The sequence below is a fragment of the Mucilaginibacter rigui genome (genome assembly GCF_014773275.1).
Classification (GTDB): Bacteria; Bacteroidota; Bacteroidia; order Sphingobacteriales; family Sphingobacteriaceae; genus Mucilaginibacter; species Mucilaginibacter rigui_A.
On record NZ_JACWMW010000002.1, the window covers coordinates 597,767 to 615,595 of the forward strand.

Annotated in this window: 15 protein-coding genes; 7 read left to right on the top strand and 8 right to left on the bottom strand. The window is 42.0% G+C overall.

The window, feature by feature from the left end; all coding sequences use genetic code 11:
- The first annotated feature begins 374 nt into the window (after positions 1 to 374).
- The gene (locus IDJ75_RS09800) at positions 375 to 584 is read left to right on the top strand and encodes a hypothetical protein (RefSeq protein WP_191175445.1); all 210 of its coding nucleotides are present in this window, start codon (positions 375 to 377) and stop codon (positions 582 to 584) included.
- A 75-nt stretch (positions 585 to 659) separates the two neighbouring features.
- Here the strand turns inward: IDJ75_RS09800 and IDJ75_RS09805 are convergent, their stop codons facing one another.
- The 6 genes from IDJ75_RS09805 to IDJ75_RS09830 all read right to left on the bottom strand — a co-directional run bounded on the left by IDJ75_RS09805 (position 660) and on the right by IDJ75_RS09830 (position 6,589).
- Entirely contained in the window at positions 660 to 2,009 is a 1,350-nt protein-coding gene (locus IDJ75_RS09805) for a hypothetical protein (protein ID WP_191175446.1), read from the bottom strand.
- Positions 1,990 to 2,565 carry a hypothetical protein gene (locus tag IDJ75_RS09810; RefSeq protein ID WP_191175447.1) on the bottom strand — a complete coding sequence of 192 codons (576 nt, stop codon included), beginning with the start codon at positions 2,563 to 2,565 and terminating at the stop codon, positions 1,990 to 1,992. The genes IDJ75_RS09805 and IDJ75_RS09810 overlap by 20 nt, the downstream gene beginning before the upstream one ends.
- The gene (locus tag IDJ75_RS09815; RefSeq protein ID WP_191175448.1) at positions 2,562 to 3,122 is read right to left on the bottom strand and encodes an RNA polymerase sigma factor; all 561 of its coding nucleotides are present in this window, start codon (positions 3,120 to 3,122) and stop codon (positions 2,562 to 2,564) included. The genes IDJ75_RS09810 and IDJ75_RS09815 overlap by 4 nt, the downstream gene beginning before the upstream one ends.
- 126 nt (positions 3,123 to 3,248) lie before the next feature.
- On the bottom strand, positions 3,249 to 3,782 hold the full coding sequence (locus IDJ75_RS09820; RefSeq protein ID WP_191176107.1) for an AAA family ATPase: 534 nt from the start codon (positions 3,780 to 3,782) through the stop codon (positions 3,249 to 3,251).
- Entirely contained in the window at positions 3,782 to 4,393 is a 612-nt protein-coding gene (pnuC, locus tag IDJ75_RS09825) for a nicotinamide riboside transporter PnuC (protein WP_191175449.1), read from the bottom strand. Before pnuC ends, IDJ75_RS09820 begins: the two co-directional genes overlap by 1 nt.
- 141 nt (positions 4,394 to 4,534) lie before the next feature.
- A complete protein-coding gene (locus IDJ75_RS09830; RefSeq protein WP_191175450.1) occupies positions 4,535 to 6,589 on the bottom strand; it encodes a M13 family metallopeptidase in 2,055 nt (684 codons plus the stop codon).
- Positions 6,590 to 7,201: 612 nt separating this feature from the next.
- On the opposite strand from IDJ75_RS09830, the gene IDJ75_RS09835 reads away from it, so the two are divergent.
- Positions 7,202 to 8,341 (top strand): acyl-CoA dehydrogenase, encoded by a 1,140-nt coding sequence (locus IDJ75_RS09835; RefSeq protein ID WP_191175451.1) that lies wholly within the window; start codon positions 7,202 to 7,204, stop codon positions 8,339 to 8,341.
- Between the two features lie 58 nt (positions 8,342 to 8,399).
- Positions 8,400 to 9,632 carry a TlpA disulfide reductase family protein gene (locus IDJ75_RS09840; protein WP_191175452.1) on the top strand — a complete coding sequence of 411 codons (1,233 nt, stop codon included), beginning with the start codon at positions 8,400 to 8,402 and terminating at the stop codon, positions 9,630 to 9,632.
- Positions 9,633 to 10,263: 631 nt separating this feature from the next.
- On the opposite strand, the gene IDJ75_RS09845 is transcribed toward IDJ75_RS09840, so the two are convergent.
- Complete coding sequence (locus IDJ75_RS09845; RefSeq protein WP_191175453.1) at positions 10,264 to 11,115, bottom strand: menaquinone biosynthesis family protein; 852 nt, start codon at positions 11,113 to 11,115, stop codon at positions 10,264 to 10,266.
- A 70-nt stretch (positions 11,116 to 11,185) separates the two neighbouring features.
- Positions 11,186 to 11,839, bottom strand: a complete 654-nt coding sequence (gene mqnB / locus IDJ75_RS09850) for a futalosine hydrolase (protein WP_191175454.1) — start codon at positions 11,837 to 11,839, stop codon at positions 11,186 to 11,188.
- A gap of 78 nt (positions 11,840 to 11,917) precedes the next feature.
- Between mqnB and IDJ75_RS09855 the strand changes: the two genes are divergently transcribed.
- From IDJ75_RS09855 to IDJ75_RS09870, 4 genes are all read left to right on the top strand, one after another.
- Positions 11,918 to 12,334, top strand: coding sequence for a 6-pyruvoyl trahydropterin synthase family protein (locus IDJ75_RS09855; protein WP_191176108.1), 417 nt, complete (start codon positions 11,918 to 11,920; stop codon positions 12,332 to 12,334).
- 9 nt (positions 12,335 to 12,343) lie between these two features.
- Positions 12,344 to 12,982 carry a GTP cyclohydrolase I FolE gene (gene folE, locus IDJ75_RS09860; RefSeq protein ID WP_191175455.1) on the top strand — a complete coding sequence of 213 codons (639 nt, stop codon included), beginning with the start codon at positions 12,344 to 12,346 and terminating at the stop codon, positions 12,980 to 12,982.
- 76 nt (positions 12,983 to 13,058) lie between these two features.
- On the top strand, positions 13,059 to 13,943 hold the full coding sequence (fabD, locus tag IDJ75_RS09865) for an ACP S-malonyltransferase (RefSeq protein WP_191175456.1): 885 nt from the start codon (positions 13,059 to 13,061) through the stop codon (positions 13,941 to 13,943).
- Between the two features lie 66 nt (positions 13,944 to 14,009).
- Positions 14,010 to 17,753: a sensor histidine kinase gene (locus IDJ75_RS09870; protein WP_191175457.1), complete on the top strand. Its 3,744-nt coding sequence runs from the start codon at positions 14,010 to 14,012 to the stop codon at positions 17,751 to 17,753.
- Positions 17,754 to 17,829: the final 76 nt, after the last annotated feature.

Genomic DNA, 17,829 nt, shown 5'->3' on the forward strand with positions numbered 1-17,829 from the left:
GCCAATTAATGTAGCTTTTAACAAACAGGTTAATTTTTATTGAGAATAAGAAGGTTGGTTACCCGTATCAATCAGCCATTAATTATCAAATACAGCCAATATTTTTTGAATTGATAATTGGGAAAAAAGAGCAAAATAGTTACATGCCAAAACCACGTAAAACTACGTGATTTTAAAATAATTGTAGGTTTATTGCCTGTAACTTAATAAGTTTATTGAGCCAGACAATAAGCCCATATCTATATTTTACACAAGTTAAGGATGTACAATAAAGTAACTTTTCGTGAAAGTAAGGAGTATGCACTTTAATACATGCCGCCCAAATTGCTGTGGCGTAGTTACAGCAATAACATCAATTACTAAATTATATTATTATGAAGAAATTTATGAAACTCAGCAAAGCTGAGATGAAAAATGTTTTAGGTGGTGGGCCACCGTTAGGTACTGGTGGTACGGGAGAAGCTTGCGTTGCTGCTTGTGTTACCGCAGCCTTGCAAGGTTGCCATAATGATATGCAGAGTACTTGCTACACATTAATAGTGACGCCTTGTGTAGCACACTGCAATACAGAGAATCAGCAGTAAGCCCGAAATCAATAATAATAAACCCCTTGCCGTTCGCAGCAAGGGGTTTATTATTTATAGTGTGTTCAATACTTTTTATTGGAATTTCACATCGGTAAAGCTGGCATGAATGGTAATTTTACCATCACTGTTATCTTTGCCTATATATCCTTTATAGGTTTTTGTTGATGACCAACCGCGTTCTTCATCTGATGGCGTCTTCGCCGTTATTTTTATGTTGTCGTCGTTGTAATTAAAACTGCCAAGTTTGGTTATTACATCAAATTTAAAGCTTTCCGAATCTTTAAAATCAAGCTTAATTTTAGAGAACGAAGCATTAATATTGATATTTTTAACTGATCTGTCAATCATCCCAATATTAACCCCATCGCCATACCTTACCCTGAAGCTTGCAGAGTTTTTCAGTTTATCAACGCTTACCGTAGAGAAGGAAATGTCCGCATCTACATTATTAAATATACCTGCTTTTAACTTCCCATATTCCAGTTTAAATTTGCCACCATTAAGTAAAGCTATTGATGAAGGACCATTTTGGGAAAACTTAATTCGTATATCATTTTCGCTATTGGTAAGCTGTTGTGCAATTAAGCTACCATAGTTTATCACTATTGTTACTTTTCCACTTAAATCGGGTAACACAGTGCTGCCAAATGTATTGGTCAGGTCTAATGCATTACCTGCGGGCATGTAAACAGTGTAGTTTATTTCTATATGATTACTGCCGCGGCGGTTATTAATGCGGGCCAGGTTGGTTTTAAATGATACTATTGAACCATCTTTACTATCGCTGATGCTTGAGCCTTCTATCATGTTGTTTACATACTCTTCGTCATCGGCGCTAAATTTCATTTGCACATCAACCTTAAATTCTTTTTTTGCCCAGGTATTTACCACTACCTTACCAAAGGTGTTGCTTATCTGTAAAACATCGTTACCATCAGCAGGATAGCTTTTGCTATAATTTTTCACCTTTTCGATCATCTCGCCGCTGGCTATTTTTTGCTTATACTCTTCGTTGTCGGCGTTGTTATTATTGCTGTAGTTTACCCCGTTAAGGTTTTTGAAACTACCTGAAAAATTGGGCGACATTTCGCTGAAACTGCCTGAAAAGTTTTTACCAAAATCTTTAAAGCTGTCGTTAAAGTTTTTGCCAAAGTCTTTAAAACTTTTATCGAAATCTTTAAAAGCAAACTTCATATCCATCTTAAATTTTTTTTGTTGCATCTGCCTTTGCAGCTGTTTCATTTTAACCTTAAGGTCGGCCATGTTTTGTTTGAATGCCTTATCGTCCTTAAACTTATACACCTTTAGCTTAATGGGGGGCATAGGCGGCACCGCAAGCGAATCCTGTGCGGAAACGCCGGTGCTTATTGCCAGCACCGCAATAATGGTAAGCAGGGCGTGTTTAAATATCTTTGTTTTCATGTTGCTGATCTTTTTTGCTTTGATTAAATTGTTCAATTACACTCAGTTGCTGATTAAGCACCTCTGTTTGTATTTGCAAGTTCCGGATCATTGCACGTAAAACACGCTCCTGGTTGGGGCTGGTGGCTAAATCTATATTTAGTTTTTTATAGTTGGCATCCATTTTTATCAGCTCGGCGTTAAACTCTTTATAAAGCTGCGGGTCAAACTTGGCAACAAGCTTTAAGCGGGTACGCTGCCCTTCAATAACCGATGCATAATGCACCTGTTGCTTGGCATAAGTTGGGTTAATATCGGCCAGGTCTACGCCGCCGGCCGCTTTTTGATTTTTTAGATATAGGCCGAACCCTAAACCCATAACTACGATCACCGAAGCGGCAACTTTTAGTACAAATGCCAGCGAAAAGGTTTTTGCTTCGCGCTTTTTTGGCATTTGCTGTCCTTCGTGCCAGGCATCAAGCTCTTTGGCAATGTTGTTCCAGATATCGGCGCGTGGTTCAAGTTCGTCAAACTCATCCTTGTTGCTGCTCATAAAATCTTCTAAACGCTTGCTCATTTTTTTATTCCCTTTCTTATTAATATCTCGCCCAGTTTTCTTTTAGCTCTTAAAAACTGTGTGCGTGATGTATTCTCTGTTATGTTTAGTATCTGCCCAATCTCTTCGTGATCATACCCCTCCAGTAAATAAAGCGATAGTACCACCCGGTAGCCTTCGGGCAACTCTTTCATGGCCTCTTTTATCTGTGCCACCTGGTATTGTACATCTTCATCATCCCAGGGTTCCTCGTCAGGTACATTTTCCAGGTGGCCATCTTCTACTTCTACAAACTCTAACTTGCGTTTGCGCAAAAGGTTTATAGACCGATGTACCACAATTTGCTTTAGCCATAAACCAAAAGTGGTTTCCTGCCTAAAATCCTTCAGCTTATTAAAAGCATCCGTAAACGATTCCTGCAAAACATCTTCGGCCTCAGCAATATTACCCACTATCCTAAAGGCAACGTTTAGCATCGCTTTAGCATACAATCGGTACAATTCGTAACAGGCTTTTTTACTGCCCTGCTTACACTCAGACACCAGGCTATAATGTTTATCTACGTATACGGATTCCAAATTACTGACAGGTTTCAGGTTAAATGACGCAGGGCATTTAACAACGTTGCACGCTTAACAATAAAAAAACCAAGATTGAGCAGATTTTTTTAATTAATACGATTTTTACTAATCCGGTTAATCGGGTTAATTGCTGTTGATGTATGCATTTATCGCATTTACAGCGTTTTGATACCTGTTTTGGCCCGTGCCTGATATAGTTACATAATTTGCATGGAGGGCTTGTAATTCTTTATGCCATACATCTAAAAAATGTTCGCGCTTGTGGGGGAAGTCACGCAAAGGATCGTCTTGCCAGGGCAGGTCAATATCCAATAGCAAATAAAGATCGTAAGGGTGTTTGGGCAATTCATCAATTACCTCCTGTGGAGCCTTGCCGAAGATCTCATCACTCCAGATCTTCACGGTAATAAAGGTGGTATCGCATATCAGCAGTTTATTTGCCTTTGGCAGTATTGTAGCCTCAAGCGACAACTGACCATGAAACATGTTGATCTCGTCCTGCCAGGTGGGTGGTTCGGTTAGCTTTTCGCAGTATTCGCGGGCATACTCGGGCACCCAAACCGTTTGGTAATGACGGGCCAGATACTTCGACATATGCGATTTGCCGGTCGACTCGGGGCCAACAACGGCTATTTTTATGATATCAGATTTGATCATTAATTTCTTGTCTCCTGCATCTTCTTCCAGTCTTTTTTCCAATCTATATATCCCATCAGCGCAATGGCTACATACACGGCGTACATAAGGGCGGTAAGATGCAAATCTTTAAATATATAAACGCCTACATATATAACATCTACAAAGATCCATATCAGCCAGTTCTCCAGCACCTTCCGCGCCAAAAAAACCTGTGCTACAAGGCTGCAGGCGGTGCAAAAGCTATCAAGGTATGGGAACGATGCTGTGGTATATTTTAATATAAAGCCTAAAATGAAGGTAAAAACTACAATAGCTACTGACGATAATGCCATCTCGCTTTTTGTAATACGGGCAACCGGCACCTTTTTTTCGGATGGCGGCCGTTGGCTCCAATACCACCAGCCGTAAATATTCATCCCCAGGAAATAAACCTGCAGGCCCATATCGGCAAAAAGGCGGGCCTCAAAAAAAATAAAGATGTAAATGATAACGCTTACGGCTGCAAAGGGCCAGTTCCAGATGTTGTTTTTGGCCGCCAGGTACACACACAGCAGCCCGGTGATAACCCCGGCTATCTCGAGCCAGGTTTGATGCTGCCACCAATCATGCAGTGTATGGATGATTTGCATGGGGTAAATATAATACGATTAATATAAAACACGCATCACTGCGAGCGATAACGTGGCAATCTCCGACATGCTTGTCACCTACTTTTCTATCGAAGATTGCTTCGTACCTCGCAATTACGCGCGGAGAAGGAGGAGAATCTCTTACCAGATTTTCACCCGTTTATCAGGATCCAGCCACATTTTATCTCCTTTTTTAATGCCGAATGCTTCATAAAACTCGGGCACATCGGTAAACGGCCCGTTCACGCGCAAAAAGCCGGGCGAATGCTCATTTGTCAATACCTGGCTCAGTAACGATTCTTTCCTGTCCTGCCCCAGCCAGCCTAAGGCGTAGCCTAAAAAGTAGCGTTGTACAGGGGTTAGGCCGTTAATGGTTTTGCCCTCTTTGTACTGGTCGGTCTTTTTAAAGGCGTCAAGGCCTATCACAATACCACCCAGGTCGGCAATATTTTCGCCGAGGGTGGCTTTGCCGTTAATATGCTGGCCATACACGGTGTAGCCGCTAAACTGATCGGCCAGCATTTTGGCGCGTGCCGCAAATTTTACCGAATCCTGTGGCGTCCACCAGGCTTTTAGGTTTCCTTTTTCGTCATATAAACGGCCCTGGTCGTCAAAGCCGTGAGTAATTTCGTGGCCAATGGTTGATGCCGCGCCATAACCATAAACAACGGCATCGTCAATGTTCTCGTCCATTGCCCAGGGGATCATAAATATGGCGGCAGGTAATACAATCTCATTATTTGATGGGTTGTAGTAAGCGTTATAGGTTTGTGGTGTCATTCCCCACTCGGTGCGGTCAACCGGTTTGCCCAGTTTATCGGCATTTACCTTATGCCAAAAATTGTTGCCACGCATCACATTTTGCGCGTATGACGAACGATCGATATCCAACGATGAAAAGTCCCTCCATTTATCCGGGAAGCCTACTTTGGGGAATACTTTAGCCAGTTTACCATGCGCCTTTTTCTTGGTTTCGGCGCTCATCCAATCCAGTTTATCAATATGTTCACCAAAGGATGTGCGTACAGCTTCAACAAGGGCAACATAACGCTTTTTGGTTTTCTCGGGGAAGTATTCTTTTACAAAGATCTGCCCAAGCACCTCGCCCATTAAGCTCCCCTCAGTATCCAGCACCCGTTTCCAGCGGGGCAGCTGTTCTTTCCTGCCCGAAACAATGTTGCCGTAAAAACGAAAATTCTCGTTGTCGAAAGCTTTGCTCAGATAAGGGCTGTAGTCATTCACAATATTTTTACGGATGTAGTTCTTCCAGTCGTCAATGCTGTACAGGGCAAGCGCTTTGTTTACTGCGCGATAGTATTCTGGCTGGCCAACAATAACGGTATCTACTTTTTTGTAGTCCATTTGCTCAAAGGTAGCTTTCCAGTCTACTACGGGGGCAAGCTTGCTAAGCCCGGCGAGCGGCATTTTATGATAGTTTTTGTATGGGTCGCGCAGATCTTCCAGCTTACGTGAGCTATCTGCCAGGAATTTCTCTATCGCATACGTTTTTTGTGTAGCTGCTTTAGCCGCGGCATCATCAAGGCCCATCAGCTTAAACAGGGTGGGCAGGTGTTTTTGCTGATAATCGTTGCGAATGGCTATGCTGTGCTCGTCGGTATTAAAGTAGTAGTCCCGATTGGGCAGGCCAATACCCGATTGGGATAGCTGCATGATGATCTTTTCGCTATTGCGGTCGTCCTGCCCGGCGTAGGCACCAAACGGTGTTTGCACGCCGATGGTTTCCAGGTGGGCAAACTCTGCTACCAGGCTTTTTACATCAGTTACTTTATCAACGCGGGCTAATTCATCTTTTAATGGTGCAAGGCCCTTTTTTTCTATATTAATGGTATCCAGCCCGCTGAAGTAAAAGTCGCCAATTTTTTGCGTGTTGCTGCCTTTTGCTGCAGTAGCTTTAAGCGCATCCTCATTTATTTTTTTTAGCTTGTTGCGCAGGTCTTCCTGTACTACATTGCCAATACCCCATGAAGAGTATGCGCCGGGGATAGGGTTCTTTTTAAGCCAGGCACCATTGGCATACATAAAAAAGTCGTCGCCGGGTTTTACGCTTGTATCAATGTTTTTTATCAGCACATCGTTTTCGGCGTATATTTTATTTTTGTCTTTACAGGCGGTAAGTAATAGGGTACCTACTGCACAAGCGGCAAATACATGTAAAGCGTTCTTTTTTATCATCATTTTTTGCAGTTTGTATAAAATATAATACAGCCTGTGTATGGAAAAACAGAATGTTATAATTTTCTGTACACCGGCTTTCAGGTAAATTTATTAAAATGTGGGGTTAAAGAATGGGTAAAGCAAAAAAATATTAATTTTTTTATGGAAAACGAAAACCGCGTATAAATACGTGGTTTTTTGCGCCGATAAAATCTGTTTAAACTTTTAATATATACATAATTCTCTAATAATCAGTATATAGTAAAAAACCTATTGAAGTTTAATTTTTGCCTAAAAAGAAAAATGTTCTTTAAAAGAATAAAATAATAAGTAGCCTATGTTTATTTTTTAGATTTTTTGGCAATTATGGCTTGCCTTTTGTTAAAAGTTAAATAGCCCTGCATGCATCTTTTGAAAAACATTTCATCTACCTATGAAAACTTTTCTGATGTTAAGGCCAAAAGTGAATTCTCAGTTGCCCAAGTTGAGATGAATATGTTCTTTTATTTTGGGTTTAATCAATAGTTTAAATTAATTAGGGGAAAAGGGAGCTTCAAAAAGGCTCTCTTTTTTTGTTACCGATTTTTTGCTATGCATGCATAATAATTATACCTTTAAGCTTTATTTACCATTATGCAATTTGAACTTACAGAAGAACACCTAATGATACGCCAGGCGGCGCGTGATTTTGCACAAAACGTATTAAAACCCGGCGTTATTGAACGAGACGAGCACCAAAAATTCCCGGCAGAAGAAATAAAACAACTTGGCGAACTTGGTTTTTTAGGGATGATGGTATCGCCGCAATATGGTGGAAGCGGTATGGATGCCATATCTTACGCTATAGTGATGGAAGAGCTTTCAAAAGTTGATGCTTCAGCATCGGTAGTGGTATCAGTGAACAATTCGCTGGTTTGTTACGGACTGGAGAAATACGGTAACGAAGAACAAAAACAAAAATACTTAATGCCATTAGCCAAAGGCGAAAAAATAGGCGCATTTTGCCTTAGCGAACCCGAAGCGGGATCGGATGCTACATCACAGCATACCACCGCTATTGATATGGGCGATTATTACCTGGTTAACGGCACCAAAAACTGGATAACCAACGGTAATACCGCATCTACTTATATAGTAATGGCACAAACCGATGCCACCAAAAAGCACCGCGGTATAAACGCGCTGATCATAGAGAAAGGCATGGATGGCTTTACCGTTGGCCCAAAAGAAAATAAACTGGGCATCCGCGGTTCTGATACGCACTCGCTGATGTTTACCGATGTTAAAGTACCAAAGGCTAACCGCATTGGCGAGGATGGGTTTGGCTTTAAATTCGCAATGGCTACGTTAGAGGGAGGGCGCATCGGTATCGCTTCACAAGCTTTAGGTATTGCGGCTGGGGCTTACGAGCTATCGGTACAATATGCTAAAGAGCGCAAGGCATTTGGTAAAACCCTTGCCGACCTGCAGGCCATCCAGTTTAAACTTGCCGATATGGCTACCGAAATTGAGGCAGCCCGTTTGCTTTGCTACCGCGCAGCCTGGTTAAAAGACCAGGGTTTGCCATATGCGCAGGCTGCATCAATGGCTAAACTTTTTGCATCAGAAACCGCTATGCGTACTACTATTGAGGCGGTACAGATACATGGTGGCTACGGTTTTGTAAAAGAATATCACGTAGAACGCCTTATGCGCGATGCAAAAATCACCCAGATCTATGAGGGTACTTCTGAAATTCAGCGCATTGTCATATCGCGCGAGGTGTTGAAATAGTTTAGCTACATTTATTACTTTTGATAAAGTATATAAAATTAGTAGACTATTTTTACTCATGATAAAAAAGATCTTATTAAGCGCGGTACTTGTTGCCGCGCTTACCCAAATAACTACCGCGCAAACCAAGCTTAAAACAGGTATATGGCGTGGTGCTTTAACTACGGCGGCAGCCAACCACATCCCCTTTAATTTTGAGGTTACCAACACCGGCGGCAAGCAGCAACTGGCCATTATTAACAGCACCGAACATTTCAAAGTAACTGATGTAACCGCAAAGGGAGATTCGGTATTTATTAAAATGCCTTTGTTTGATTCAGAGTTTAGGCTGAAGCAAACCGGGGATAATTTGCAGGGCCTGTTCATCAGGCACCTTGGCGAAAAAGATCAGCAGATAGAATTTAAAGCTACCGCTGCAACTCCATGGCGTTTTTTAAAAACTCCGGCAGCAACTAATTATAATGTAAGTGGCCGATGGAGTGCCATTATTGGTGAAGGTGATGGCCGCGATACCACCGTTGGCGAATTTAAACAGGTTGGCCAAAAGGTTACCGGTACTTTCCTTACTACCACCGGCGACTATCGCTTTTTAGAAGGAACGGTTAGCGGCGACAGCTTATATCTTTCGTGTTTTGATGGTGGGCACGCCTTTCTGTTTACCGCTAAAATAGCTGATAATAATACCCTTACCGATGGCAAATTCTTTTCGGGCTTAACCGGCAAAGACGTATGGACAGCGGTGCGTGATGATAGCGCCAAATTACCCGATGCTTTCTCATTGGCTGCCTTAAAATCCGGCTACAAGAAACTGGCCTTTACTTTTAAGGATTTGAACGGCAAACCTGTATCGCTTGATGATGCCCGTTATAAAAACAAGGTGGTTATCATCCAGATCATGGGGTCGTGGTGCCCTAACTGTATGGATGAAACCGCTTATATGGTTAACTACTATAAAAAATATCAGCCAAGGGGCGTAGAAGTTATAGGCCTAGCGTATGAGCGCACTACTGATTTTTCCAGATCGCAAAAAGCGCTGGCGCAACTCAAAAACAGGTTTGATGTTAAATACCCTATACTGATAACTGGCTATACCAGCAATAAGGTAGAAACAGCCAAAAGCCTGCCTATGCTTACCAAAGTTGTAGGTTTCCCAACAACTATTATTATTGATAAAAGTGGCGATGTGCGCAAGATCCACACTGGTTTTAGTGGTCCTGGCACCGACGAGCATTACACCGAGTTTATCAGCGAGTTTGAAAAATTGACGGATGATTTGCTGGCGGAGAAATAAACCAAATATATTTACCGGAATCACCTGGCTTAAGCCCAGTGATAACATGGCGGCCTATGGTTGTAGTGTACTGCGGCGGGACGCCGTGTAATATCGGTCACTCTGCTCAAGTTCACAGGTGTTGGGAAGATTGAAGTTTTGATAAAGTTCCCTTCCTGAGAGCTACCGCGTACCCACAAGTTTTATAATGTAGAAGGGCAATGACCCGTAGGGTCTACCGCTTTGTAGCAAACAATAATAATCGGTAGTTGTGCCGCATAGCGGCTACCCAACTACCATACAGGTAGCAACATTACATTATTCTATACCGGAAAAGCCGATAAAGGGTAGCTCCTAACGGAGCAAAACTATATTCTTTTCATTGGCTACAAAGCGGTAGACCCTATGGGTCATAGAAGACACGTTTGTCAAGTAGCTACACGGAAGCTCTCGACCCCACAATTCCCGCCATTTTGGCTCTTCCTAACATCTGTGGGCTGGAGCCGAGTAACGGAGGAATAATAGTTTTTCAAACCCCTCCCTGGTGGGAGGGGTGCGTTTGTCCGGGTAGTGGAGGGAGGGGTTAGCCGCTTTGTTAAACCCCTTATTGCACCTTCCCAAGGGAAGGAATCGCATAGCCCTCTGCCTTTTCTTACTTGTTCAAAAACAAGCTCTCGCTCACACTTGGGATAATCCCTTTCTCCAGCGCGGTGTCAAACAAAAGCTTCACGGCTTTTTTACCTTCCTCGCCCAAGTCAACAGAAAATTTATTCACGTAAAGGTCGATGTGCTTGTACATCACCTCCTCGCTCATTTCCTGTGCGTGCGAGCGAATGTATTCCAACCCTGATTTTGGATTGGCAAAAGCAAACTCTACCGACCGTTTAAGCACGCGGTTTATTTTGTGCTGAACATCTAAAGATAAATTACGATTTGCCACAATACCACCCAACGGGATGGCGCAGCCGGTACGTTTTTCCCAGTAATCGCCCAGGTCGATGATCTTGTGCAGGCCTTTATCCTGGTAGGTAAAACGGTTTTCGTGAATGATGAGGCCAACATCTACTCGGCCATCAAGCACGGCATTCTCAATATCTGAGAAAACTAATTCCTGTTTATTGGTAGCATCCGGGTATGCAAGGCTTAACAAAAAGTTGGCGGTAGTGTATTTCCCCGGGATACCTATTTTAAGAGATGTATCGCCCGCTTCAAGTCTTGCTTTTAATTTTTCTGCATTTCCTTTGCATATCAGCATAGGCCCTACGCCAAAGCCAAGGGCGCTGCCGGCATCCAGCAGAATGTATTTATCAGCTGCATAAGCAAACGCGTGGTAACTTAGTTTGGTAATATCCAGTTCGCCGCGAAATGCTTTTTGATTTAGCGTTTCCACATCATCATAAAACACCTCAAAGTCCAGTTCTTCGGTATCTATTTTATGATGGATCAGCGCGTCGAATATAAAAGTATCATTAGGGCAGGGCGAAAAGCCAATGGTTAGTTTCATGTTTTTACTGTTGAAATGTTTTAAAGTTGGAATGTTGCAAGGTTGATTGAAACTAATAACTTACAACGTTTCATCCATCCAACATTCGAAGCAACTCCGCAGCAAATGTATTCAGATTTTTAACGGCTAAACCTATCTGCCACGCATCCCGGTTACGTTTTTCAACATAATTTGACACTGCCCTGATTTGCATGCAAGGCACCCCCGCTTCGCGACAGGCAAAGAAGAATGCCGCGCCTTCCATGCTCTCAATCTGCACATTTAAGCGCTGCTGTATTTTTTGGATAGATGCCTGGTTACCGTGCACCGTATTTACGGTAATTGCGGAGGTTTGCCTTATTGATTGGCCTTTATAAATAGCCGATAGTTGTTTACTCGCTTTAAAATTGCTTTCTCCAAAACCCATTTGGTTAATGGGCAAAAAGGTTTCATCGTCTTCAGCGCCTAATTCGGCTATGGTATCGTCTGTTATTTCTACTAAATCGCCCAGTGCAATATCGCGGTCGAAACTGCCGGCAATGCCCAGGTTAATAGCCAGGTCGTATTGGTTTGTTGTCAGTTCGCGCCCAAGGGCAAAAGCAGTAGCTACCATGCCTACGCCGGTTATAAGGAGCCCGAAGTCGTGAGTATGAAGTCCTAATCCTGGCTTCTTCTTCAGACTTTCGACCTCAGACTTGAGACTTTCTACTTCAAATTCCGTAGCTGCTACAAACAATATCCGCATAAAAGCTATTTTTTTGACAGCTAAGATAAAACAACTCGCCTGTTTTTGTTTTGTATATTTGCACCATTAATTGCTATGATGATACATATTACGCGTAAGGAACATTTTAACGCAGCACACAGGATGTACCGCGAGGAATGGAGCGCAGAGAAAAACAACGAGGTTTTTGGCAAATGTGCCAACCCAAACTGGCATGGCCACAATTACAACTTGTTTGTAACTGTAAAAGGCGAAATTACCCACGCAACCGGTTACCTGATTGACCTTAAAGAACTTAAGGAGATCATCAACGAGTATGTGATAGAAAAACTCGACCATAAGAACATCAATATGGATGTGGAGTTTATGAAGGGCATAATGGCATCAACAGAGTTGCTTTGCATAGGCATATTTAACCAGTTGAAAGCCCCGATAGAAGCCTACCCCGGTGTATTCTTACATTCGGTAAAATTGTACGAAACTGAAAACAACTCTGCCGAGTATTTTGGCGGATAAACCTAACCCATGACTGACCACGATAACATTCCCGACAGAGACGAAGGGATAAACGGCTACCAGAAGATTGACCGCTACAACCCCCAACTGATCCAAAACCTGTCGGCCAATTACCTTAATGTTTTAAAACAGATAGGTGAAAACCCCGAACGCGAAGGGTTATTAAAAACCCCCGAGCGTATTGCTAAAGCCATGCTTTACCTTACCCATGGATATGACCTGGATGCAAAAGAGATCCTGAACTCGGCCATGTTTAAGGAAGAATATAGCCAAATGGTTATTGTAAAGGATATTGAAGTATACTCGATGTGCGAACATCACATGCTGCCATTCTTCGGTAAGGCGCATATTGCCTATATCCCCAACGGCTATGTAGTTGGCTTAAGTAAAATACCGCGCATAGTTGATGTGTTTGCCCGCCGCCTGCAGGTACAGGAGCGTTTAACCAACGAAATACGCGATTGTATCCAGGAAACACTTAGCCCGATAGGAGTTGGCGTGGTTATTGAGTGCCGCCACCTATGTATGAGTATGCGTGGCGTACAAAAGCAAAATTCGGTAACTACCACATCGGCATTTACGGGCGAGTTTTTAAAAGGCCAAACAAGAACAGAGTTTTTAAACTTGATTTCTTCGAATTTAAGTTAATAGTGAATGGTTAATTAAGTGAGTGTTTGAGGCTCTAACTACTCACTTAATCAACCCAATCAACCAATTACTAAACATGAAAGCATACATTTTTCCAGGGCAGGGTGCCCAATTCCCGGGGATGGGTAAAGACCTTTACGAGCAAAGCGATAAAGCCCGTGAATTATTTGAACAAGCCAATGAAATATTAGGTTTCCGTATTACGGATGTGATGTTTGATGGCACTGAAGAAGATCTGAAACAAACAAACGTAACCCAACCGGCAATTTTTCTGCACTCGGTAATACTGGCTAAAGTTTTGGGTGATGATTTTGCACCAGAAATGGTTGCCGGCCACTCATTGGGCGAGTTTTCATCATTAGTGGCCAGTGGAGCCTTATCTTTTGAAGATGGCCTGCGTTTGGTTGCCGCCCGTGCCAATGCCATGCAAAAAGCCTGCGAGATACAACCCGGCGCCATGGCTGCAATTTTAGCCCTTGATGATTTTACAGTTGAGGATATTTGCAAACGCTTAACAGACGTTGTTGTACCTGCAAATTATAACTGCCCCGGCCAGCTGGTAATATCAGGCACCGAAGCCGGTATTGATGCTGCCTGTATAAAAATGACTGAAGCAGGTGCAAAGCGCGCTTTAAAATTGAATGTTGGTGGGGCTTTCCACTCGCCGTTAATGGAAGCTGCCCGTGTTGAGCTGGAGGCTGCTATTGTAAATACTGAATTTAAAACACCCGTTTGCCCGGTATATCAAAATATTGATGCAAAACCCTATACCGATATTGAAAAAATAAAACATAACCTGATAGCCCAGCTTACAGGCCCTGTACGCTGGACACAAACCGTTGAGCATATGCTCGAGGATGGTGCTACCTCATTTACCGAGGTTGGCCCGGGCAAGGTATTACAAGGGCTTGTAAAAAAGGTTAACCGCGATGTAGCTACAGCAAGCGCTGCAATACAATAATTATAAGCCATCTGTTACCCAATGGATGGCTTTTATTTTTACCAATGATTTAGCACCGATAACAAATTGACAACCGCCGGAAAAATACGCGTATTACTGGGTTTACTGTTTGCCAGCTTGTTATTTACAGCAATTGTTGTTGAAAGAACTTACACGCCCGGAAATAACCTTATCCAAACTGCCAGGCTGTTAGAGAATAACCTGCACCGGAAAGAAAGCGTAGTGTATGACGCTATTAAAAACAGGCAGGTATTTAATGAAATTAAACAACTGCGCAACACCCCCGCCAAAGGCCTTGCTTATATTAACGAGTATACCGTTAAAAACGCCATCTGGATACTGGTTTATAAAGATAAACAACTCGATTTTTGGACCGGTGCAAAAATAATCCCCCAAAATGCAACCAAGTTAAAAGAAGGGTGCTCTTTTATAAAACAACCTAACGGGTATTACGAAACCATTAAGAAAACTGAGGGCAACGTATCGGTTATATTTTTTATTCCTGTAAAAACCAATTACCCCTTTACAAACGATTACCTGCAAAACGTATTCGCAAAAGACCTTACTATAGATCAAAACATTACCATTGCCGACTTTACAGACAAAAATGTTTACGCCGTACATGATATAAATAATGTTTACCTGTTCTCACTAAAATTAATTAAAGGCGTTAACCACCGGTTTTTTTATTTTGTAATAAGTTTTTGGCTTTTAGCCATTTTTACACTTTTTTTACTGGTAAATAATGTTGCACGCTACCTGGTTGGTAAAGGCTATATATATGGGGCATTAGTATTTCTATGCGGGTTTATTGTGTGCCTCAGGTTTGCAAACCTGCATTACGGCTGGCCTTATTTTACGCGCGAACTGCCGCTGTTTAATCCCAAATTATATGCATCCTCGTCCTTATACCGTTCCCTGGGCGATCTTTGTATCAATATACTGATGATGTGCTGGGTTGTTATTTTTGCCTACGCCCATCGCACCAACCTTATTAAAAAGGTACCCGGCAAGGTAGTAAGCTATATCATTTTCACAGCGTGTTTGCTCTCTCTAATTCTTTTATCTACGCATTTATTGCAGGTTTTTTATGGCCTGGTCATCAACTCCAAAATTAGTTTCGATGTAAACAATGTACTCAACTTATCAGTGTTTAGCCTGCTTGGCGTACTGATGCTTTGTTTTAGTTTCCTGATGTTTTTTTTGTTAACAGAGGTTGTACTTACCATTTGTTTTAAGCTTGATATACCTATCATGCAGCAGGCATTGCTGCTTGTTGTAAGCATAATTATTACAACCGCCATAGTAACATATTACTGGGAGTTTAGCCTGTTTTATTTACTTTGGATGCTGATGATTTTGTTGAGGGGCTACGCCTTTTTATTCAACGACCGTAAGTTCACGGCCACATCATTTATAAGTGTTATACTAATTTGTGCTGTAATAGCGTCTGTAAAACTTAACCATTTCGAATCTGTAAAAGAGCAAGATCTGCGAAAAGTTTTGATACAACGCCTGGAAGTGCCTGATGATGTTATTGCTGATGGGATATTCAAAAAAATAGAGAAGCAAATAATTGTAGACCCGCTGCTTATCTCTTATTATAAAAGCGCCGACCATACTTCTGATTACCTGGAAACCCGTTTGCAAAAATTTTACTTTGACCGTTACCTGTCTAAATACGATTTTGAGGTACATGAGTATGATACCGCCGACCAACCCATATCGCTTGATAAGAACTATACGCTTGATGTATTCAAGGATATGGTGGTGTACAGTTCATTTAAAGTGTCTGATTATTTTTACAGGCAAAACGAATCCTTCGGGTTTCAAAGCTATTTTGCCATACTGCCTGTTATGGATGGCGCTAAAAAATTAGGTACTATAGTTGTAGAGCTGAAGTCAAAACCATTGCTTGCCGCCGGCAGCTTCCCCGACCTGCTGGTGGATAAAGAAGTTAAGGGCAACAGCGAAGAGTTTAAAAATTATTCGTTTGCGTTTTATACCGATAATATACTCATTGGGCAAAGCGGAACCTACGTTTACAGCATTCGTAACAACGAGTTTAAAGGAGAACTAAAAAAGTACACTACACAAACCACGCAAAGTGTTAAGCATGGCTTTACCGATAAGTTTACCACCTTTAATCATTTACTGTACAAACCCGCCAACCGAAATCTCATTGTGGTAAGCCAGGAAAGCAATGTGCTGCTGGCAAATATTACGGCGTTAACATTCTTCTTTGTAGTGTTGCTGGCATTTAGTGCCATAATATTATTGATAAGGTTGATATGGATAAGGGTACGCATATTTAACGTAAGTAATAATCGCATCAAATGGAGCTTTAGAATAAGTTTCGACAGGATATTGTACAAAACACGGATCCAGTTTTCGATGATATTTGCGGTTGTTATAACGCTTATACTTGTTGGTATAATCACTTTTGTATCCATAAGCACCCAATACCAGGCGCAACAGGATAAGATCATCCGCAACAAAATAATGCAGATTACGGCAGCTTTTGAGGCCGGGCCTATTAATAATATTACAAACATTAGCGAGGATAGTAAGATGCGGTTTGAAGAACTGGCCAAAACCTACTCTGCCGATCTTTCTTTGTATGACCTTAACGGGGGCCTGCTGTTTTCTACACAGCCTAAAATTTATGATTATGGCTTGCTATGCAGGCAAATGAACGCACGTGCATTTATTTCATTAAGTGGGGCGCAAAGTTCTGAAGTGCTAAACGAAGAGAAGATAGGCCTGCTTACCTATAAAGCAGCTTATACCCCCATTAGGGATGTGAAACACCAAACCATCGCCTACCTTCAACTACCTTACTTTGCCAATGCCGCCGATTACACCGAGCGAATAGGCTCGCTGCTAAACATTATGATAAATGTTTATGCACTGGTATTTATAGCTATTGGGCTGTTTGCGGTAATTATTGCGCGACAGATAACTGCGCCACTAAATTTTATACAGTACAATTTAAGTAAAACCATTTACGGTAAAAAGAATGAGCCCATAAAATGGGAGCGTAATGACGAAATTGGGGCACTTGTAAAAGAATATAACAACATGATAGCTGCGCTGGAGAACAGCGCCCAAAAGCTTGCCCAGTCTGAGCGTGAGACCGCCTGGCGCGAGATGGCAAAGCAGGTGGCCCATGAGATAAAAAACCCGCTTACGCCGCTTAAATTGGGCTTACAGTTGCTTGATAAATCATGGAAGGATAAAGACCCTAAGTTTGATCAGAAGTTTGAGCGTTTCAGTAAATCATTTGTTGAGCAGATAGAGAGCCTGTCATCTATCGCGTCAGAGTTTTCGGCATTTGCAAAAATGCCCGATACCCGTATCGAGAAGATCTCGATATTTGAGATACTGAACCAGGCCGTTACCATATTTAAACAAATGGATAATGTTAACATAAGCTACCAACCCCCTGCCGATCCGTTTATTGTAAGCGCTGACCGCGACCAGTTGCTGCGCTGCTTTAATAACTTGTTAAAAAATGCTATTGAAGCCGCGCATCAGGAGACCAATTGCTTAATTGATATTAATTACCTTATTACCACCAAAAATATACTGCTTACTATAAAGGATAACGGCAACGGCATACCCGAAAGCATGCGCGAAAAAATATTTGAGCCAAACTTTACCACCAAAAGTTCGGGTACGGGGCTTGGCCTTGCCTTCGTAAAAAACTCAATAGAAAACGCTAACGGTAAGGTTTGGTTTGAAACCACAATTGATGTTGGTACAACATTTTACCTAAGCTTCCCAGCAGCGGGCGAGGAAATGGTGTAGCTTTAACCGATGTCATGTTGAATTTGTTTCAGCACCTCAAGTGCTAAGTTAAGCTATCCCTTTTATAACTATGTCA